17 protein-coding genes are annotated in these 19,484 nt (G+C 71.6%); 9 read left to right on the top strand and 8 right to left on the bottom strand.

The features are described from left to right. The first annotated feature begins 37 nt into the window (after positions 1-37). Entirely contained in the window at positions 38-2,395 is a 2,358-nt protein-coding gene (locus ABZX11_RS19820) for a penicillin acylase family protein (protein ID WP_354914745.1), read from the top strand. A 30-nt stretch (positions 2,396-2,425) separates the two neighbouring features. Here ABZX11_RS19820 and ABZX11_RS19815 read toward each other — a convergent pair whose 3' ends face one another. Genes ABZX11_RS19815 through ABZX11_RS19805 form a run of 3 tightly spaced genes read right to left on the bottom strand, consistent with a single transcriptional unit; the run spans position 2,426 to position 4,696 of the window. Then, positions 2,426-2,635 (bottom strand): hypothetical protein, encoded by a 210-nt coding sequence (locus ABZX11_RS19815; RefSeq protein WP_354914743.1) that lies wholly within the window; start codon positions 2,633-2,635, stop codon positions 2,426-2,428. 19 nt (positions 2,636-2,654) lie between these two features. Beyond that, on the bottom strand, positions 2,655-3,044 hold the full coding sequence (locus ABZX11_RS19810) for a DUF4233 domain-containing protein (RefSeq protein WP_217709610.1): 390 nt from the start codon (positions 3,042-3,044) through the stop codon (positions 2,655-2,657). Beyond that, positions 3,041-4,696 (bottom strand): folylpolyglutamate synthase/dihydrofolate synthase family protein, encoded by a 1,656-nt coding sequence (locus ABZX11_RS19805; RefSeq protein WP_176171796.1) that lies wholly within the window; start codon positions 4,694-4,696, stop codon positions 3,041-3,043. Before ABZX11_RS19805 ends, ABZX11_RS19810 begins: the two co-directional genes overlap by 4 nt. Positions 4,697-4,770: 74 nt before the next feature. Between ABZX11_RS19805 and ABZX11_RS19800 the strand changes: the two genes are divergently transcribed. Both ABZX11_RS19800 and ABZX11_RS19795 read left to right on the top strand, forming a co-directional pair. Then, entirely contained in the window at positions 4,771-5,391 is a 621-nt protein-coding gene (locus ABZX11_RS19800; RefSeq protein WP_354914741.1) for a class I SAM-dependent methyltransferase, read from the top strand. An 88-nt stretch (positions 5,392-5,479) separates the two neighbouring features. Beyond that, on the top strand, positions 5,480-6,352 hold the full coding sequence (locus ABZX11_RS19795) for an SGNH/GDSL hydrolase family protein (RefSeq protein WP_354914739.1): 873 nt from the start codon (positions 5,480-5,482) through the stop codon (positions 6,350-6,352). On the opposite strand, the gene ABZX11_RS19790 is transcribed toward ABZX11_RS19795, so the two are convergent. Next, entirely contained in the window at positions 6,336-7,112 is a 777-nt protein-coding gene (locus tag ABZX11_RS19790) for an alpha/beta hydrolase (RefSeq protein ID WP_354914737.1), read from the bottom strand. The two genes, ABZX11_RS19795 and ABZX11_RS19790, sit on opposite strands and share 17 nt — an antisense overlap. A 3-nt stretch (positions 7,113-7,115) precedes the next feature. Continuing rightward, positions 7,116-7,877, bottom strand: coding sequence for an alpha/beta hydrolase (locus ABZX11_RS19785; protein ID WP_354914735.1), 762 nt, complete (start codon positions 7,875-7,877; stop codon positions 7,116-7,118). Positions 7,878-7,964: 87 nt separating this feature from the next. Here ABZX11_RS19785 and ABZX11_RS19780 point away from each other — a divergent pair, with 87 nt between their 5' ends. Beyond that, positions 7,965-8,840 carry a LysR family transcriptional regulator gene (locus tag ABZX11_RS19780; protein WP_354914733.1) on the top strand — a complete coding sequence of 292 codons (876 nt, stop codon included), beginning with the start codon at positions 7,965-7,967 and terminating at the stop codon, positions 8,838-8,840. Between the two features lie 83 nt (positions 8,841-8,923). On the opposite strand, the gene ABZX11_RS19775 is transcribed toward ABZX11_RS19780, so the two are convergent. Beyond that, entirely contained in the window at positions 8,924-11,545 is a 2,622-nt protein-coding gene (locus ABZX11_RS19775; protein ID WP_176171802.1) for a valine--tRNA ligase, read from the bottom strand. Positions 11,546-11,603: 58 nt separating this feature from the next. Here ABZX11_RS19775 and ABZX11_RS19770 point away from each other — a divergent pair, with 58 nt between their 5' ends. The 5 genes from ABZX11_RS19770 (at position 11,604) to ABZX11_RS19750 (ending at position 17,162) form a co-directional block, all read left to right on the top strand. Then, on the top strand, positions 11,604-11,897 hold the full coding sequence (locus ABZX11_RS19770; protein WP_176171803.1) for a hypothetical protein: 294 nt from the start codon (positions 11,604-11,606) through the stop codon (positions 11,895-11,897). Between the two features lie 51 nt (positions 11,898-11,948). Continuing rightward, on the top strand, positions 11,949-12,947 hold the full coding sequence (locus tag ABZX11_RS19765) for a hypothetical protein (protein ID WP_354914730.1): 999 nt from the start codon (positions 11,949-11,951) through the stop codon (positions 12,945-12,947). Between the two features lie 52 nt (positions 12,948-12,999). Further along, on the top strand, positions 13,000-13,437 hold the full coding sequence (locus ABZX11_RS19760) for a MarR family transcriptional regulator (RefSeq protein ID WP_176171805.1): 438 nt from the start codon (positions 13,000-13,002) through the stop codon (positions 13,435-13,437). 65 nt (positions 13,438-13,502) lie between these two features. Next, entirely contained in the window at positions 13,503-14,804 is a 1,302-nt protein-coding gene (locus tag ABZX11_RS19755) for an MFS transporter (protein WP_176171806.1), read from the top strand. 42 nt (positions 14,805-14,846) lie between these two features. Beyond that, complete coding sequence (locus ABZX11_RS19750) at positions 14,847-17,162, top strand: FdhF/YdeP family oxidoreductase (RefSeq protein WP_354914727.1); 2,316 nt, start codon at positions 14,847-14,849, stop codon at positions 17,160-17,162. On the opposite strand, the gene ABZX11_RS19745 is transcribed toward ABZX11_RS19750, so the two are convergent. Next, positions 17,150-17,731, bottom strand: coding sequence for a hypothetical protein (locus ABZX11_RS19745; RefSeq protein WP_254896879.1), 582 nt, complete (start codon positions 17,729-17,731; stop codon positions 17,150-17,152). The genes ABZX11_RS19750 and ABZX11_RS19745 overlap by 13 nt on opposite strands. 277 nt (positions 17,732-18,008) lie before the next feature. Continuing rightward, positions 18,009-19,433 carry an LCP family protein gene (locus ABZX11_RS19740; protein WP_354914725.1) on the bottom strand — a complete coding sequence of 475 codons (1,425 nt, stop codon included), beginning with the start codon at positions 19,431-19,433 and terminating at the stop codon, positions 18,009-18,011. Between the last annotated feature and the right edge of the window lie 51 nt (positions 19,434-19,484).

The following is a 19,484-nucleotide window of genomic DNA, read 5'->3' as shown; positions in this document are numbered from 1 at the left end:
CGTCGGTAGCGTGGTGATCACGACAAGGGGGTCCGCAATGTCACACATCAGGAAGGCGCTGGCCGTTCTCGCGGTCACGCTCTCGGTGTCCACGCTCGGCGCGGGGGTGGCGAACGCCGGGCAGGACGGCGCGAAAGCCGTCCTCCGCTACACCGAACACGGCATCCCGCACATCGTCGCCGGGGACTTCGCCGGCCTCGGCTACGGGTACGGCTACGCGGCGGCGACCGACAACGTCTGCGAGCTCGCGAAGATCTACCTCACGGTGAGCGCGCAGCGGTCGCGGTACTTCGGCCCGGACGGCGAGGGCTACCGGTCGCTGTCCGAGGCGAAGGACAACCTGCACAGCGACCTGTTCTTCCAGCAGCTCAACGACTCCGGCGTGGTCGACCGGCTGGTCGCGCAGCCCGCGCCGCAGGGGCCGCGGCCCGAGGTCCGGCAGGTCGTTTCCGGTTACGTCAAGGGGTTCAACGCCTACCTCGCCCGCACCGGCCGGTCCGGGATCACCGATCCGGCCTGCCGGGGCGCGGACTGGGTGCGGCCGATCACCGAGCAGGACTTCTACCGGCACTTCTACTCCATCGCCGTCACCGGCGGCCTGGGCTTCGTCACCGAAGGGCTGTTCGCCGCGCCGCCGTCCGGGGCACCGGCACCGGCCGCGGGCACGCCCGCGCAGCTGTCGGCGAGCCTGCGGGACGGGCTGGGCAAGGGCGGGCTGGGCAGCAACGGCATCGCCGTCGGCGCGGACGGGACCGCGGCGGGCAAGGGCAGCGTGCTGCTCGGCAACCCGCACTACCCGTGGCACGACGGGCGCCGGTTCTGGCAGAGCCAGCTGACCATCCCGGGCCGGGTCGACGTGGCCGGGGCGAGCCTGCTCGGCATGCCGTTCGTGATGATCGGGCACACCGCGGACGCGGCCTGGACGCACACGGTGTCCACCCCGGTCACGTTCGGCCTGTTCGAAGTGCCGCTGGCGGCCGGGGATCCGACGACGTACGTGGTCGACGGCAAGCCCGAGAAGATGACCTCCCGCACGGTCACCGTCCAGGTGCGCCAGGCCGACGGGACGCTGAAGCCGGTGCGGCAGACGTTCTGGTCGACGCGGTACGGCCCGGTGCTGGACGACGTCGGCGGGATCCCGGTGCCGTGGACGGCGAAGTCGGTGTACGCGCTGCGGGACGCCAACGCGACCAACATGCGCGGGCTGAACACGTGGTTCGAGCTCGACCAGGCGCACAGCACGGCCGACGTCGTCCGCGCGCTGAGCAGCACGCAGGGCGTGCCGTGGGTGAACACGATCGCCACCGACCGGGCGGGCAACGCGCTCTACGCCGACATCCAGGTCGTCCCGCACGTCACCGACGAGCTGGCCGCGAAGTGCAGCACGCCGGCCGGGAAGGAGTTGCTCGCGAGCGACGGACTGGCCATTCTGGACGGTTCGCGGTCGTCGTGCCGGTGGGGTGCGGACCCGGGCGCGGTGGAGCCGGGGATCTTCGCGCCGGACCGGCTGCCGCGGCAGCAGCGCCGGGACTACGAGCTGAACACCAACGACAGCGCGTGGCTGGCGAACGCCAAGGCGCCGCTCACCGGGTTCCCGCGGATCGTCGCCGACCAGGACACCGAGCGTTCGCCGCGCACCCGGGAAGCGCTGCTCACGGCCGAAGCGAGCAAGTTCACGACGGACTCGATGAAGAAGATGCTCTTCGCCGACCACAGCCTCTTCGCCGACCTGACGGCGGCGGACCTGGCGAAGCTGTGCGCGTCGTTCCCGGATGGGCAGGCACCGTCGTCGTCCGGTCCGGTGCCGGTCGGCCCGGCGTGCCAGGCGCTCGCGAACTGGGATCACACGTATTCGCTCGACAGCCGCGGTTCGCTGCTGTTCCAACGGTTCGCCGCGCGGCTGGGCAACGTGGCCCGGTTCACCGTGCCGTTCGACCCGAAGGCGCCGCTGACCACGCCGAACACGCTCAACGTCGGCAACCCGGACGTTCGGAAGGCGTTCGGGGACGCGCTGGTGGACTTGCGCACGGCGGGGCTGGCCCCGGACGCGCGGCTGCGCGACGGCCAGGCCGTCACGCGCAACGGCGAGCGCATCCCGGTCCACGGCGGGCAGGGCTTCCTCGGGGTGCTGAACGTGCTGACACCGGTGTGGGACCCGAACCGCGGCAACGTCGAGGTCGCGCACGGGTCGAGCTACCTCCAGGTGGTCGGCTTCAGCGGGCGTGGCTGCCCGGACTCGTCGACGTTGCTGACGTATTCGCAGTCGGCCAACCCGGCATCGCCGTACTTCAGCGACCAGACGAAGCTCTTCAGCCGGGGTGAGTGGGTGCGGGAACGGTTCTGCGAAACCGACATCCTCCGCTCGCCGGCGCTGCGGGTGGTCGTGCTGCGCTGACGTCCGGCTCGGCTCGGCGGAGGCGGGCGCTCAGCCGTCCGTCTCCGCCGACAACGTGCGCAGGTTCGCCAGCGCGTCGCTCATCGCCGCGGCCTTCGCCAGCTCACGCTCGACGACCCGACCCGCCGCGACCGGAGCGCGATCGAGACGCTCGGCCGGGCCCCGCTCGGCTCGGGCAAGCCGTTCGTGAGCACGTCCGGCACGCTGGTCATGCCCGCCGGCCGGGTGAGCACCGAGCACGGCGACTACCTCTGACGGGTCACGGCTGGGGCTGCTGGCTCGCCAGCGTCCCCGCCGCCATGCGGCGGGCGACGTCCCGGCGCAGCCACAGCAGCCACAGCCACACCGCCAGGAAGATCACGCCCAGCACCGCGATCGCCGGCAGCCAGAACACCAGGGCGATCAGCACCACCTGCAGCGCCAGCACCACCGGCACCGCCCACGTCCGCTTGACGAACCCGCACGTCACGACCAGCAGCACCGCCACCGCGATGACCGTCCAGCCCGTACCCGTCGAGATCCCGCCGCCGAGCTTGTTCACCACCGGCAGGGCCAGTGCGACCGTGATCGCCTCCATGATCAGCGTCCCTGACATGACGCCGCGGAAGCCCTTCATCGGGTCCTTCGGCTTCTGCGCAGGCGTGGTCACGCCGGCTCCTTCCCGAACAGCGTGCGGGCCTCGCCTGCCGTGACGACCGATCCGGTGACCAGCACGCCGCCGCCCGAGAGCGGCTCCTCCGGGTCGTCGCTGGTCTCCACCAGCGCGATCGCCGTCTCGATCGCCGTCTCCAGGTCCGTCTCGGCGACCACGCGGTCTTCGCCGAACACCGAGATCGCCAGCTGGTTCAGCTCCTCCAGCGGCATCGACCGCGGCGACGAGTTGCGCGTCACGACGATGTCCGACACCACCGGCTCGAGCGCGTCGAGGATGCCGAGGGCGTCCTTGTCGGCCATCACGCCGACCACCGCGACCAGGCGGCGGAAGGCGAACTCCTCGGACACCGTCGTCGCCAGCGCGCGGGCACCGTGCGGGTTGTGGGCCGCGTCGAGCAGGACCGTCGGCGCCGAGCGGACGCGCTCGAGCCGTCCCGGCGTCTCGACCTCGGCGAACGCCTCGCGCACCGCCTCGACGACCAGCTGCTTGTCCTTGCCCGCGCCGAAGAACGCCTCGACCGCGGCCAGAGCCAGTGCGGCGTTCGCGGCCTGGTGGGCACCGTGCAGCGGGAGGAAGATCTGGTCGTACACGCCGCCGAGGCCCTGCAGCTTCAGCAGCTGCCCGCCGACGGCGACCTCCTTCTCCAGCACGCCGAACTCGCTGCCCGCGCGGGCCACCGCGGCGTCGACCTCGACCGCCCGCTCCAGCAGCACCTTGAGCACCTCGGGGTCCTGCTCGGCGATCACCGCGACCGAGCCGGGCTTGATGATCCCGGCCTTCTCGCGAGCCGCGCTCACCGCGTCGGGCCCCAGGTACTCGACGTGGTCGAGGCCGATCGGGGTGATGACGGCGACGTCGGCGTCCGCGACGTTCGTGGCGTCCCAGGCGCCGCCGAGGCCGGCTTCGAGCACCGCCGCCTCCACCGGCGCGTCGGCGAACGCGGCGAACGCCATTCCGGTCAGGATCTCGAACTTGCTCATCTCGACGCCGTCCGCCGACGCACCGTCCACCATGGACACGTACGGGGCGATGTCGTGCCACAGCTCGGCGTAGCGCGCGGCGGAGATCGGCCGGCCGTCGAGCGCGATCCGCTCGGTGACCAGCTGCAGGTGCGGGCTCGTGTAGCGGCCGACGCGCAGGCCCATCCGGGTCAGCAGCGCGTCGATCATCCGGGCCGTGGAGCCCTTGCCGTTCGTGCCGGCCACGTGCAGCACCGGGTAACCGCGGTTCGGCTCGCCCAGCAGCTGCGTGAGCGCGGAGATCCGGGTCAGCGACGGCTCGATCTTCGTCTCCGGCCAGCGCTGGTTCAGCTCGGCCTCGACGGCCATCAGCTCGCGCCGCGCCTCGGGGCCGTCCGGGTCGCCGTAGTCGACCTGTTCGCCCTGGTCGTCGAGCTCGTGCAGCTCGGTGTCCTCGGGCACGGTGAGGTCGGGCACCGGGCCGGTGGCCAGGTTGTCGCCGAGCTGGCCGACCCCGCCGATCCCGCCGCGCGAGCCGCCGCCGGCTTCGAACGCGACGTCGCGGACGTCCAGTTCCGGGTCGTGGTCGTCGGACTCCTCGTACCCCGACGTCCCCAGTTCGTCGACGCCCGCGAAGCTGTCCAGATCCGACAGGTCCGGCTTGCGACCTGTCTCATCCTGCGGCACTGAATCTCCTCCGGCCTGGGGTTTTCACACTTGCCTTCCGAGTCTACGTGCGTGAGCGGTGGCACTCTCGACGCATGCCGTTCAACCACAACGACCACTACCACCCGCTGCTGCTGGACCTGCTGCCGCCGGGACCCGGGATCGCGCTGGACGTCGGCTGCGGCACCGGCCGGTTCGCCCGGCGGCTCGCCGCGACCGGCATGGCGGTGGAGGCGGTCGACGTCTCGGCGGCGATGGTCGCGGCGGCGGCCGGGCTGGGGTCGCCGGGGCCGGGCGAGATCGTCTACCGGCAGGCCGACGTCACCACCGACCCGCTGCCCGAGGCGCACTACGACTACATCTCGTGCCTGGCGTCGCTGCACCACATGCCGTTCGAGACGGTCGCCAAGCTGCGCCGCGCGCTGGTGCCGGGCGGCGTGCTCGTGGTGCTCGGCCTGGCGAAGCCGAGCACGCCGGCGGACTGGGCGAAGGCGGTCGCGGCGGTCCCGGTCAACGCGCTCGCGCGGCTGGTCGTCTACGCCGGCGAACGGCTGAACGGCGGCCCCGAGGAGGGCCCGAAGGCCCCGGTCGTCGACGACTACCCGACGCTGGCCGAGCTGCGCCGCGAGTCGGCCCGGCTACTCCCCGGGAGCACGGTCCGGCCGTTGCTGTTCTGGCGCACCTTGATCACTTACCGTGAGCACGGCGACGGGTGACCCGACTGACGGGTGAAGTCCGTCCCGTGGGCGCCCGGGGCTCGCTAAATCTGGGGACAGCCGTCCCCAGAGTGAGAGCGAGGTCTTCATGCGCACCACCCGGCTGCTCGTCGCTGTCCTTTCGGCAGCCGTCCTGCTCACCGCCACCGCGGCCGCCGCGTCGGCGGCCGGGACCGTCCACCACTACGTCGCCCTCGGCGATTCCTACACCTCCGGGCCGTTCATCCCGCTGCAGCGGTCCGACCCGCTCGGGTGCGGGCGGTCGACGGCGAACTACCCGTCGATCCTCGCGGCGGCGCTGAAGCCCGGCGTGTTCACCGACGTCAGCTGCGCCGGGGCGACCACGGCCTCGATGACCGCGCCGCAGCCGGTGGCGTTCAACGCCACGAACCCCCCGCAGCTGAACGCCCTGCGCCTCGACACGGACCTGGTCACCCTCGGCATCGGCGGCAACGACTTCGACCTCTTCGGCCGGCTGCTGGCGACCTGCCCGGGACTGCGCGCGGGCGCCCCGGCCGGCAACCCCTGCGAACAGCACTTCACGGTCAACGGCGTCGAGACGGTGCCGATGGCCGTCACCGCCATCCAGCCGCGGATCGAGGCCGTTCTGGCCGCGATCCACCAGCGCTCGCCCGGGGCCCGGGTGATCGTCGTCGGCTACCCGCGGATCGCCCCGGACACCGGGTCGTGCCCGGACGTCCTCCCGTTCGCCGACGGCGACTACGCCTGGCTCAACCGCGTCGAGAGCGATCTCAACGCGGCCCTCGCCGCCGCCGCGGCGAACACCGCCGCGGAGTACGTCGACACCTTCGGCCCGTCGACCGGCCACGACGCCTGCGCCCGCGGCGGGGCGGCGTGGATCAACGGCAAGGACCCGAACATCTTCGCGGCGGCCGCCTACCACCCGTTCCAAGCCGGGATGGCCGGCGCCGCCGCGGCCGTGCTCAAGGCGCTGACCTGACGAAGTCCAGCACGAGCCGGGCGAACTCGTCCGGCAGTTCGGCCGGGGCACCGTGCCCCGCGTCGATCTCGGCGGCGCGCGCGTCCGGGATCGCGGCGACCAGCGCACGCTGCTGGTCCGCGGTGACGATCCGGTCGTGCGCGCTGCCGAGCACCAGCACCGGCGCGGTGATCCGGCCGAGCACCGGCCGCAGGTCGACGGCGCGGTCGGCTTCGATCTGCCGGTCCGCGCCGGGCTGGATCACCGTCTCGAGCGTCTTGACGAGCTGTTCGTTGCTCTCCGCGGTGGCCTGTTCCCAGTACCGCGGCCCGAAGGCCATCAGCGGCAGCATGCGGGCGAAGGTCCCGGTCTCCAGCAGGTCCAGCCAGTAGCGGAACTCGGCGTCCTGCCGGACCTCGGTCGCGGGCCAGGCGGCGTGCAGGACGGCGCTCCGGACGCGGCGCGGGCGGGTACCGGCCAGCTGGGCCGCGACGACCCCGCCGAGCGAGTGCCCGACGACGTGGGCGGTGTCGAACCCGGCGTCGTCCAGGACGGCTTCGGCCTGGGCGGCGAGGGCTTCGACGGTGATCGGGCCGCCGTCGTCGGTGGTCCGGCCGGAGCCGGGGAAGTCCGGGGCCAGCACGGTGAAGCCGTCCGCCTGCGCGGTCAGCGGTGCCCACTGTTCGCGGGAGGCGGCGGTACCGTGCAGCAGGAGCAGCACGGGGCCGCCGCCGGTACGGTCGTAGTGGACGACGGTGTCTTCGAGCGTCACTTCCGGCATCGTTCAGACGATCTCTCGCAGGGCGGCGGTGAACGCGCGCGGGTTTTCCTGGTGCGGCAGGTGCCCGCAGCCGGCGAGGACGTGCACGCGGGCGCCGGGCGTTTCCGCGGCGCAGGTGCGCGGCACCTCCAGAGGAATCTGGGCGTCGAGCTCGCCGTGCAGGTAGGTGATCGGGGTCTTCAGGTCCTTCAGCCGCGGCCGTGGGTCGTAGGTGGTGCATTCGGTGAACAGGGCGTCGATGTAGGTGCCGGAGTCGAGCAGCTGGCGGAGCGTCCAGTCGACGAGCTCGCGCGCGGCGCCGGGCGCGAACCAGCCCGGTACCCAGCCCGCCAGCGTGCCCGCCCGGTCGTCGACGAGCTGTTCGCGCAGGCTGAGGACTTGGTCGAGCATGCCGGTGCCCGGCCAGTACCCGGGACTGCCGACGGCGACGACGTGGTCGACCAGGTCCGGCCGCGCGAGGGCGAGTTCGGTGGCGAAGAGGCCACCGATGCTGGACCCGACGACGGTGGGCTCGATCTCCAGCGTTTCGACCAGCCGGGTGAGGTCGTCGGCGATCTGCGCGATGGTGTTGCCTTCGGCGGGGCGGTCGGAGCGGCCGCACCCGCGCCAGTCGAGGGTGACGACGCGGTGGTCGCGCACGAGGTCGGGCAGGCACGAGCCCCAGACGCGGCCGCTGGTCCCCCAGCCGTGCAGGAGCAGCAGGGCCGGGCCGGTGCCGTCGTCTTCGTAGTGGAGGCGGGTTCCGTTGACTTCCGTGATCGGCATGGGTTCAGCGTCGTTCGCGGGCGCCGGCTTTTCGATGGCCAAGACGCTCCTACACTGATCACGAATCCTGATGAATGGGGCCGGTCGGTGGAGCTGCGCCAGCTGAGGTACTTCGTGACGGTGGCGGAGGAACTGCACTTCGGCCGCGCGGCGGAGCGCCTGCACATCGTCCAGCCTGCGGTGAGCCAGCAGATCCGGCGGCTGGAGCGGTCGCTGGGCGTGACGTTGTTTTCCCGCACGACGCGTTCGGTGGTCTTGACGGAGGCGGGGCAGCGGTTCCTGCCAGAGGCACGGGAGGTGCTGGCGGCGGCGCGGCGGGCGGCAGAGTCGGTGGCATCGCTGCGCGACGTCCGGTTGCTGCGGCTCGGCACGAGCGAGGGTCTGGGTGACCGGCTGGAGGTGCTGCTGGCCGAGTTCGCGCGGCGGGCCCCTTCGGCGTCGTTGGAGCTGGTCCACGCGCCGACGGCCGAGCGGCTGCGGCGGGTCCGGGACGGGTCGCTGGACGCCACCATCGTCCGGGGCTCGTGGCCTTCCTCGGGCTTGGACTTCAGTCCGTTGTGGACGGACGAGGTGATGGTGGCTTTGCCGGCTTCGCACCCGCTGGCTTCGTCTGCTGTGGTGGACTTCGCTTCGCTGGCTTCACTCCCGGCGCGGCTGAGCCCGCCTTCGCGGAACCAGCCGCTGTACGACCTGGTGGTTTCGTGTTGCCGGGAGGCGGGGTTCGAGCCGGTGCTGGGACCGGACTTCACGACGGCGCAGGACACGTTGGGGTTCGGCCGTCCACACTGGACGGTGTTCTACCGGGCGCACGCGAACCTGCTGCCGGTGCCGGGGGTGGCCTTCCGGCCGTTGAAAGAGCCGACGCCCCGAATGCAGACGTACCTGGCGACGCCTTCGGACCGTCGGGTGACGGCCGAGGTGGTGGCGTTGATCGAAGCAGCGCGGGCGACCGAAGACGGCTGAGCAGCCCCCGTTTTCCACGCTACCCGAGGGGTACGACAAAGCCCGGCACTCCGCGGAAGAGTGCCGGGCTTTCGTCCACAACCTCAGGAAGCCGGCAGCGCCGCCAAGCGGGCCGTGATGCGGTCGATGTCCGCCTCCGCCGTTTCCTTGCGGGTCTTGATCTTCGCCACCACCTGCTCCGGGGCCTTTGCGATGAACGCCTCGTTGCCGAGCTTCGCCTCCGTCTGGGTCAGCTCCTTCCGGGCCGCCGCCAGGTCCTTCTCGAGGCGCTTGCGCTCCGCCGCGACGTCGACCGTTCCGGACAGGTCCAGCTCCACCGTCACCACGCCGTCCGCCAGGGCCACCTCCAGCGAGGCGCTCGCCGCGAAGTCGTCGGCCGGCGGGGTCAACCGGACCAGCGAACGGACCGCGTCCTCGTGGCCGCCCGCGTAACCCGCCAGGCGCGCCGCCACCTTCTGGCCCGGCTTCAGGCCCTGGTCCGCGCGGAACCTGCGGATCTCCGTCACCAGCTTCTGGACGTCCGCGATCCGGGCGTCCGCGACCGGGTCGGCGTAACCCGGCGAAGCGGAAGGCCACGAAGCGATCACCAGCGACTCGCCGCCGGTCAGCGCCGTCCAGAGCTTCTCCGTGATGAACGGGATGAACGGGTGCAGCAACCGCAGCACCGTGTCCAGCACGTGGCCCAGGACAGCGCGCGTTGCGGCGACCCGAGCGTCATCTCCCTGGTACAGCTGGACCTTCGCCAGCTCCAGGTACCAGTCGCACAGCTCGTTCCAGGTGAACTGGTAGAGCGCGCCCGCCACCTTCGCGAACTGGAACTCCTCGAACAGGCCGTCCACTTCGGACACCAGTGCGCCGAGGCGGCCCAGGATCCAGCGGTCCGCCTCCGTCAGAGAAGAAGCCTCCGGCAACGGCGAAGCGACCGAAGCACCGTTCATCATTGCGAACTTCGTCGCGTTCCACAGCTTCGTGCAGAAGTTGCGGGAGCCCGCCGCCCACTCGTCGGCCAGTGCCATGTCCGCGCCCGGGTTGGCGCCGCGGGCCAGGGTGAACCGGGTCGCGTCCGCGCCGTACGCGTCCATCCACTCCAGCGGGTCGATCACGTTGCCGCGCGACTTCGACATCTTCTTGCCCTGCGCGTCGCGGATCAGGCCGTGCAGGTACACGTGGTCGAACGGCTGCGCGCCGTGCATCTGGTGCACGCCGAACATCATCATCCGGACCACCCAGAAGAACAGGATGTCGTAGCCCGTCGAGAGCACGCTCGTCGGGTAGAACTTGGCCAGGTCCTCCGACGACGACGGCCAGCCCAGCGTCGACATCGGCCACAGGCCCGACGAGAACCACGTGTCCAGCACGTCCGGGTCCTGCGTCCAGCCCTCACCCGTCGGCGGCTGCTCGTCCGGGCCGACGCACACGACCTCCCCGTCCGGGCCGTAGTACACCGGGATGCGGTGGCCCCACCACAGCTGGCGCGAGATCGTCCAGTCGTGCATGTTGTCGACCCAGTCGAAGTACCGCTTGCCCAGCTCCGGCGGGTGGATCTTCGTCCGGCCGTCGCGGACCGCGTCGCCGGCCAGCTTGGCCAGCTGCTCGACCTTGACCCACCACTGCAGCGACAGCCGCGGCTCGACCACCGTGTCGCACCGCGAGCAGTGCCCGACCGCGTGCACGTACGGCCGCTTCTCCGCGACGATCCGGCCCAGCTCGCGCAGCGCCGCGACGATCGCCGGGCGCGCCTCGAACCGGTCGAGGCCCTCGAACGGCCCCGGCGCGGTGATCTCCGCGCGCTCGTTCATGATCGTCAGCATCGGCAGGTCGTGGCGGCGGCCGATCTCGAAGTCGTTGGGGTCGTGCGCCGGGGTGACCTTGACCGCACCGGTGCCGAACTCCGGGTCGACGTGCTTGTCGGCCACGATCGGGATGCGGCGGCCGGTCAGCGGCAGCTCGACCTCGGTGCCGACCAGGTGCGCGTACCGCTCGTCGTCCGGGTGGACGGCGACCGCGGTGTCGCCCAGCATCGTCTCCGCGCGGGTGGTCGCCACCACGATCGCGTTGTCGCCGTCGCCGTAGCGGATCGAGACGAGCTCGCCGTCGTCGTCGTTGTGGTCGACCTCGATGTCCGACAGCGCCGTCTGGCAGCGGGGGCACCAGTTGATGATCCGCTCGGCCCGGTAGATCAGGCCCTCGTCGAAGAAGTTCTTGAACACCGTCTGGACGGCCTTGGACAGGTTCTCGTCCATGGTGAAGCGCTCGCGCGACCAGTCGACGCCGTCGCCGAGGCGCTTCATCTGGCCGAGGATCTTGCCGCCGTACTCGGCCTTCCACTCCCAGACGCGCTCGACGAACTTCTCGCGGCCCAGGTCGTGGCGCGAAAGGCCCTCGCCGGCCAGCTGGCGCTCGACGACGTTCTGCGTCGCGATGCCCGCGTGGTCCATGCCCGGCAGCCACAGCACCTCGTAGCCCTGCATGCGACGGCGGCGGCTCATCGCGTCCATCAGGGTGTGGTTGAGGGCGTGCCCCATGTGCAGCGAACCGGTGACGTTCGGCGGCGGCAGTACGATCGAGAACGGCGGCTTCTCCGACGAGGCGTCGGCCGTGAAGTACCCGGCCGCTACCCAGCGGTCGTACATCGGTGCTTCCTCGGCGGCCGGGTCCCAGGCACCCGGAAGGTCGGTGGTCTGCTGCGGAGCGTTCTCGGTCACAATGGACAAGTCTACGAACCCGTCACGGCGGGTCACCCAGGGGGAAGGCACTCTGACGATGGCAGAGCCTCAGCAGCCGCAGGAGCCGGACGACCGGCGCCTCGAGACGCACCCGGACCTGATGAACCCGGACTGGCAGAAGTACGCCGCACGGGACGCCTGGCTGGGCGCGAAGAAGGACCTCAAGAAGCGGCGCAGGCGAGAACGCCGCGCGGGCGGCTACCAGCAGCCGGGCCAGAGCCGCTGGCCGGGCGTGCTCGCCCTGCTCATCGTGGTCGGCCTGGTCGCCGCGGCGATCATCGTGCACCAGCTGCAGGGCGTCGGCGTCAACGAATTCGCGTACTTCGGGTAACGCCCGTCCCCCACCGTCGATGAGTCAGTCGTCGACCTTGGGGGGACGCACGTGGACGAGGACAACCTGCTCGAAACGCACCCGGACCTGATGGACCCGGACTGGCGCAAGCACGCGCAGACCGATGCCTGGCTCGGTGCGAAGAAGGACCGCAAGCAGCTCCGCAAGCAGCAGAACCGCGCCAGGCGCCGCCCGAGCCGCCGGTGGTGGGGCTTCGCGGCGTTCCTGCTCGTCCTGGCCGTGACGACGACGGCGATCGTGCTGGCCGGCCGCCGGCCCGCCCACGACGCCGGCCCACCGGACCCGACGTCGGTGCCGGACGTCGCCCCGGTCGACCTGGCGCGCCCGTACGCGCACACCCCCGCCGACGTCTGGCCGAAGGGTGTGGACGGGATCACCGCCCCCGCACCGGCCGCGGTCGGGTCCTTCAAGGCCGAGACGGTCACGGAGGCGTACGCGAAGGTCAAGCAGGCCATCACCGCGGCGCACCTCGACCCGGCGGTGCTGACCGGGCACGACGGGAAGGCGTACGCGGCGCTGTTCGCCGCCGACGACCGCGACCAGATCGTGCCCGAGCTGGCCAAGAAGCCGGAGAAGAACCGCGGCGGCTTCGCCGCGTACGTGACCGAGATCGCCGACGGCTACCACCTGCTCGACGCGGGCCCGCGGACGTTCGGCACGCTCACCGCCCGCGCCGGCGCCAAGCCCGGTGAGCTGGTCGTCGAGGCGAAGTACGCGGTCGCGTACGCCTTCGACCACGCCCACCCCAAGGAGCTGCTGAGCCCCGCGGAGATCGTCACGTTCGAGCGCCTCGACGAGACGTACGTGCTCCGGAGCGGCTCTTCGTTCGCGGAGAGCAGCCAGGGCTTGTGGCTCGAGAACACCTCCAGCGCGTACTCGTCGGTGGGCTGCGCCGCGGCCAAGGAGGGCTACCTGGCGCCGGGCTACGCGAACCCGCCGGCGCCGGTGCCGACAACGGGTGAGCGGGACGCACCCGGCTACTACGACCCGAAGTACCCGGTCCCCACCCTCGACGGCTGCCCGGACTAGCCGTTCGTCACATCCAGTTACACAGTTTGGACTGCACAGTTAAACTGTGTGCATGGGCGAAATACCTGCGCACGTCGCCGAGAGCGCCGGCTGGATCCGTGGGGTCGTCGGGCAGCTGCACCGACGGCTGCGGCACGTCGACAACGCCGGGATCCTGACGCCGTCGCAGTCCGCCGTCATGCACCGGCTTCACCGCGAAGGCCCCGCCACGCAGGGTGAGCTGGCCGCCGCCGAGCACGTGCGGCAGCAGTCCATGGCCGCCACCCTCGGCGTCCTCGACGAGCTCGGTTACCTCGCCCGCACCCCCGACCCGGCCGACCGGCGGCGCGTGGTGATCAGCCTGTCCGACGCCGGCCGCGACACGGTGCGCGGGATCCAGCAGCACCGCGACGAGTGGCTGGCCCAGGCCCTGCTCGACGAGCTGTCCCCCGCCGAACTCGACGCTGTCACGCGCGCGCTGCCGCTGCTGCAGCGCGTCGCCGAACACTGAAGGAGCTCGCCACGACCACCGTCACCGCGCCCGCCAAGTTCGGCGCCCGCCTGGTCACCCCCCTGGTGGCCGGCGCGGTGCTCAACCCGATCAACTCCACGCTCATCGCCGTCGCGCTCGTGCCGATCGGGCAGAGCTTCGGCGCCGGACCCGGGCAGACCGCCTGGCTGATCTCGGCGCTCTACCTGGCCACCGCGGTCGGGCAGCCGGTGGTCGGCCTGCTGGTCGACCGCCACGGCGCCCGCCGCGTCCTGCTCGGCGGCGCGACGCTCGTCATCGTCGCCGGGATCGCGGGCATGATCCCGATCTCGGTCGGCTGGCTGACCGGGGTGCGGGTGGTCCTCGGCCTGGGCACGTGCGCCGGGTTCCCGGCCGCGATGGCCGTGCTGCGCCACCACGCCGAGGCGAGCGGCCAGGGCGTGCCCGCGCGGGTGCTGTCGCTGCTGTCGATGTCCGCGCAGACGGTGATGGTGATCGGGCCGACGCTGGGCGGGCTGCTGATCGGGCTGTTCGGCTGGCCGGCCATCTTCGCCGTGAACATCCCGCTCGCCGGGTTGTCGCTGGTCCTGGCGCTGCTGTGGGTGCCGAAGGACGACCGCGGCGCGCGGACGGCCACCCGGATCGACGTGCTCGGCATCGCGCTGTTCTCCGCGACCCTGCTCGCGCTGCTGTTCTTCCTGATGGACCCGGGCGCCGAGGTCTGGCTGCTCGCCGTCGTCGCGGCCTTCGGGACGGCGTTCACGCTGGTCGAGCTCCGGCGGGACGCGCCGTTCCTGGACCTGCGGATGCTCGCGGCCAACAGCGCGATCCTGCGGACGTACCTGCGGCAGGCGCTGAGCTTCATGGCGATCTACGCGATCATGTTCGGGTACGTCCAGTGGCTGGAGACCGCGCGCGGGCTGTCGGAGGAGACGGCCGGGCTGATGCTGCTGCCGATGTCGGGCACGGCGGTCTGCGCCGCGGCGTTCTCCGGGCGGGCGTCGGGCATCAAGGCCCGGCTGGTGACGGTCGCGGTGGCCCTGGCCGGCGGTTCGGCCCTGCTGTTGCTCGTCCACGACGGCACGTGGGTCGGCGCGCTGCTGGCGCTGGCCGCGTTGTTCGGGCTCGCCCAGGGCCTGACCAGCGTCGCGAACCAGACGACGCTGTACCGCGAGGCCCCGGCCGAGCAGATGGGCACGGCGAGCGGCCTGTTCCGGACGGCCCAGTACCTCGGAGCGATCGTGGCCTCGACGCTGATCGCGCTCTGCTACGGCCCGCACGCGGACTCGGCGGGCTTGCACCGGCTGGCCGTGGCTTTGGTCGTCATCAGCGGGCTGCTGTTCGTGGTCACGGTGGCGGACCGGGGGTTGCGCGCGGAAAAGGCGTGACCCTCGTGGCGGCACCCGATCATGGAGGCGCACGATGAACCCATGACCCGTGAAGCGCCGCTGCAGGACGTGGACGAGACCCGCCTCGAGGTGGGTAAGCCGAAAGGGTGGGCCGCCGGGATACCCGGGGTTGCCGTCTCGCTCGCGCGCAGCGTCGAACAGCTCGGCACCGGGCGGACCATCAAGGCCCTGCGGCTGCTCAACCAGCGTGAAGGCTTCGACTGCCCCGGCTGCGCGTGGCCGGAACCCCGTGAGGTCGACGGTGAGAAGCGCAAGCTCGCCGAGTTCTGCGAAAACGGGGCCAAGGCCGTCGCCGAGGAAGCCACCAAACGACGCGTCGGCCGCGAGTTCTTCGCGCGGCACCCCATCGGCGACCTCGAAACCAAGACCGACTACTGGCTGGGCCAGCAGGGCCGGATCACCGAGCCGTTCGTGCTGCGGGACGGCGCGAGCCACTACGAGCCGATCTCGTGGGACGACGCCTTCGAACTGGTCGCCGGCGAGCTCAAAGCGCTGACCGACCCGAACGAGGCCATCTTCTACACCTCCGGCCGCACCAGCAACGAGGCCGCGTTCCTCTACCAGCTGCTGGTGCGCTCCTTCGGCACCAACAACCTGCCCGACTGTTCCAACATGTGCCACGAGTCCTCGGGCGCGGCACTGTCGGCCACCACCGGCGTCGGCAAGGGCTCGGTGAGCCTGGCCGACATCCACAAGGCCGACCTGATCGTCGTCGTCGGGCAGAACCCCGGGACCAACCACCCGCGGATGCTCTCCGCACTCGAAGAGGCCAAGGGCAACGGCGCCAAGATCATCGCCGTCAACCCGCTGCCCGAAGCCGGGCTGATGCGGTTCAAGAACCCGCAGAACGTCCGCGGTGTCGTCGGCAAGGGCACGCCGCTGGCCGACGAGTTCGCCCAGGTCCGCCTCGGCGGTGACCTGGCGCTGTTCCAGGCCGTCGGGCACCTGCTGCTGGCCTGGGACGCCGAGGCGCCGGGCGCGATCGTCGACCGCGACTTCGTCGAGCGGGTCACCGAGGGCTTCGACGCCTACGCCGCGCACCTGCGGGAGATCGACTGGCCGGAGGTCGAGCGCGCCACCGGCCTCGGCCGCGCGCAGATCGAGCGGGTCGCGCGGATGATCGCCTCCTCCGAACGCACCATCTACTGCTGGGCGATGGGCCTCACCCAGCACAAGCACGCGGTGCCGACGATCTCCGAGATCGCGAACCTGGCGCTGGTGCGCGGGATGATCGGCAAGCCCGGCGCCGGCCTGTGCCCGGTCCGCGGGCACTCGAACGTGCAGGGCGACCGGACCATGGGCATCTGGGAGAAGATGCCGCAGTCCTTCATGGACGCGCTGGCCGCCGAGTTCGGCATCGAGGTCCCGCGCGAGCACGGCTTCGACACCGTCGACGCGATCCGGGCGATGCGCGACGGCCGCGGCAAGGTGTTCTTCGCCGTCGGCGGCAACTTCGCTTCGGCGACACCGGACTCCGAGCTGACCGAAAAGGCGCTGCGCTCCTGCTCGCTGACCGTGCACGTCTCCACGAAGCTGAACCGCTCCCACGTCGTGCACGGCCGCACCGCGCTGATCCTGCCCACGCTCGGCCGGACCGAGCGTGACGTCCAGGCGAGCGGCGAGCAGTTCGTCACCGTCGAGGACTCGATGTCGCAGGTGCACGCCTCGCACGGGCGCCTGAAGCCGGCGAGCGAGCACCTGCTCTCCGAGGTCGCCATCGTCTGCCGGCTGGCGGAGAAGCTGTTCGGCGCGGGTCACGCCGTGCCGTGGCGGACGTTCGAGACCGACTACGACCTGATCCGCGACCGCATCTCCCGGGTCGTGCCGGGCTGCCAGGACTACAACCGCCGGGTCCGCGAACCGGACGGGTTCGTGCTGCCGCACGCGCCGCGCGACTCCCGCGAGTTCACCGGGACCGCCAACGGCAAGGCCAACTTCACGGTGTCCGGACTGGAGTACCCACAGGCCCCCGAGGGCCGGCTGCTGCTGCAGACCCTGCGCAGCCACGACCAGTACAACACCACCATCTACGGGCTCTCCGACCGCTACCGCGGGATCGAGAACGCCCGCCGCGTGGTGCTGGTGAACCCGGACGACCTCGCCGCGCTGGGCCTGGCCGACGGCGCCGTGGTCGACCTGGTGTCCGAGTGGCGCGACGGCGACCGTCGCGCACCCGGGTTCCGGATCGTCGCCTACCCGACCGCCCGCGGCTGCGCGGCCGCGTACTTCCCGGAGGCGAACGCGCTGGTGCCGCTGGACTCGGTGGCGGACAAGTCGAACACGCCGGTGTCGAAGGCGATCGTGGTGCGGCTCGAACCGGGGTCTCAGCCCCGGTAGTCCTTCCGCAGGGTTTCGGTCATGTCCGTGACCACGGCCTGGACGTCGTCCAGGGTCGCGGGCGGAATCAGCGCGGCCTCGGTGCCGCCGTCGGCCAGCGCCACGCCGAGCACGACGTTGCCGGTCCGGACGGCGCCCCACTGCTCGGAGAAGCCGGCCTCGTCGCCGACGCCGGTGGCGAGCCTAACGCCCGAGTGGTCGCCGAGCGCGTCGGTCATCAACTGGGTGGCCTTGGCCGCGGCCTCGTCCGCGTCGGACTGCGTGAACCGCACGACGGCGATCGTGACGGACCGGTAGTCCTGCAGGTTGGGCTTGCCGCCGCCGAGGTCGCGCGCGAACAGGCGGCGGCAGGTGGTGACCTCGTTGCCCTCGCTGGCGTGGTCGTCCGGGATGACCTTGGTGTCGGTGGCCTTCACCGAGTCGGCCGGGATTTCGACGGTCCCGGGTGCGAGCCGCGCCTGCGCGTTCGGCCCGGGCAGCCGGCACGCGTCGATCGCGCCCGGGTAGTGCGCCGAAGCGGACGCCGACTGGCACCCGGCAGAAAGAACGGCTGAAGCGAGGATGGGCAAGATCCACCCACCGCGGGCGACGCTGCTGCGCATAAATTCCGGACTTTCCGTATTCCCTGAAATTGAGTTTCCAAGATCACCCACCGATCGGGTGAACTTTCCCGCCGGCACGGGGTCCACCCCGGCGACGGTCACCGCACCCTGCCTCACCAGTGCGGCAACGTCAAGACCACTGACCCTCGTGGTCCACCGTGGTCCAGTGCACGGGAATTCCCGCGCAATTCAGGGATTCGACGGAAAATCCGGAACTTCGCGATCGAGCAATTTCACCCGTCCGTCAGTCGACGCAGACGACGCCGTTCGAGGTGATCGGGTCGTCCGCGACGCCACCGGGAGCGCCGCCGCCCGCGGCCGCGCCGGGGCCGGAGTAGACCGTCCCGAGCACCACCTCGATGTGGCCGGACGGCACCGACGCGGACTGCTGCGCGGTCAGCCCGCCCAGCGCCTTCGCCACCGCGGCACCGCGTTCGGCCAGGTCGGGACCGAAGCGGACGAGTGAGGTCCGGCGCGCGGCGGTGTTGCCCGCCGCGGTCGCCGTGAACCCCTTCTCGCGCAGGACGCCCGCCACCCGGCCCGCGAGACCTTCCTTCGGGCTCGCGTTGGAGACGTCGACGGTGACCGCCGCGGGCGGCGCGGCGGGTCCGGTCGGCGCGGCCGGCGCCGCGGGCCCGATCAGGCTCGCCGCGAAGGCCTTCACCGCGGCCGGGTCGACCTGCACCGCCGTCGCCCGCGGATCGCTGCTGCTGTAGCGGTAGTCGACGTTGACGACCGGGATCGTCGCGAACCGGATGCCGCCGCCGCTGACCCCGCGCATCTGCCCGACGAAGTCGAGCAGGTTCCACGAGCCGTCCAGCACCACCGAGCGCTTCACCGCGTCGATCAGGTCGGACAGCTTCCCCGGATCGGCGAGCGTGCCCGCCGAGAGCACCTGCCGGGCCAGGCCGGCGAGGAACACCTGCTGGCGCCGGACGCGGGCCAGGTCGGTTCCCGGGAGGCCGTCGCGCTGCCGGACGAAGGCGAGCGCGTCCGCACCCGAGACGCGCTGCGGCCCGGCCTGGAAGTCGGCGCCGGAGTTCTCGTCCTTGGTCGCCTTCTTCAGGCAGACGTCGACCCCGCCGATCGCCTTGCTGATCTCGTAGAAGCTGAGCAGGTTGACCTCGGCGAAGTGGTCGATCTTCACCCCGGTGAGGTCCTCGACCGCCTGCCGCGTCGCGCGGCGCGCGGCGGTGAGCGCGCCCTGGTTGATCTTCGCCTTGTCGGTCTCGCCCGCGGTGCGCAGCCGCCGCGCTTCGGCGGCCTTCGCCCGGCCGAACGCGGCGTTGATCTTGCCCTTCCCGCCCGCCATCGAGACGTAGCTGTCCCGGGGGATGGAGAAGGCCTTCACCTCCTTGGTGCCGTTCGGGATCCGCAGCACGATCAGGGTGTCGGTGAGGTCGTCGCCGTTGGCGCCGGCCCGCAGCTCGCGCAGCATGTCCGCGGGCAGCGGGTTGCCCTGGTTGTCGCTGCGGGAGTCGCGGCCGACGAGGAGGATGTCCAGCGAGCCGTCGGCGGGCTGTTCCCCCGGCTTCGTCTCGCCTTCGGCGTCGATGACGTTGTCCCGCGACACGCCGTCGAGGGAGCGGAGGTTCACGTAGCCGTAAGCCGTGCCGCCGAACACGACGAGAGCCAGCCCGGCGACGACGATCTTGCCCAGTGCATGCACGACTGCCTGGACGCCGCCGCGCCGGGCACCGCTGCACGGGTGAGAGCCGGG

The sequence above is a fragment of the Amycolatopsis sp. NPDC004169 genome (assembly GCF_040610315.1).
Taxonomy (GTDB): Bacteria; Actinomycetota; Actinomycetes; order Mycobacteriales; family Pseudonocardiaceae; genus Amycolatopsis.
Note: the sequence above shows the minus strand (reverse complement) of the source record. Positions and strands in the feature narration are given on the sequence as shown.

Excerpts from the sequence above, each read along its gene's own strand:
- ABZX11_RS19785 (WP_354914735.1), bottom strand. The coding sequence starts at position 7,877 with ATGCCGATCACGGAAGTCAACGGAACCCGCCTCCACTACGAAGACGAC.
- ABZX11_RS19795 (WP_354914739.1), top strand. The coding sequence starts at position 5,480 with ATGCGCACCACCCGGCTGCTCGTCGCTGTCCTTTCGGCAGCCGTCCTG.
- ABZX11_RS19800 (WP_354914741.1), top strand. The coding sequence starts at position 4,771 with ATGCCGTTCAACCACAACGACCACTACCACCCGCTGCTGCTGGACCTG.
- ABZX11_RS19770 (WP_176171803.1), top strand. The coding sequence starts at position 11,604 with ATGGCAGAGCCTCAGCAGCCGCAGGAGCCGGACGACCGGCGCCTCGAG.
- ABZX11_RS19790 (WP_354914737.1), bottom strand. The coding sequence starts at position 7,112 with ATGCCGGAAGTGACGCTCGAAGACACCGTCGTCCACTACGACCGTACC.
- ABZX11_RS19760 (WP_176171805.1), top strand. The coding sequence starts at position 13,000 with ATGGGCGAAATACCTGCGCACGTCGCCGAGAGCGCCGGCTGGATCCGT.
- ABZX11_RS19750 (WP_354914727.1), top strand. The coding sequence starts at position 14,847 with ATGACCCGTGAAGCGCCGCTGCAGGACGTGGACGAGACCCGCCTCGAG.
- ABZX11_RS19820 (WP_354914745.1), top strand. The coding sequence starts at position 38 with ATGTCACACATCAGGAAGGCGCTGGCCGTTCTCGCGGTCACGCTCTCG.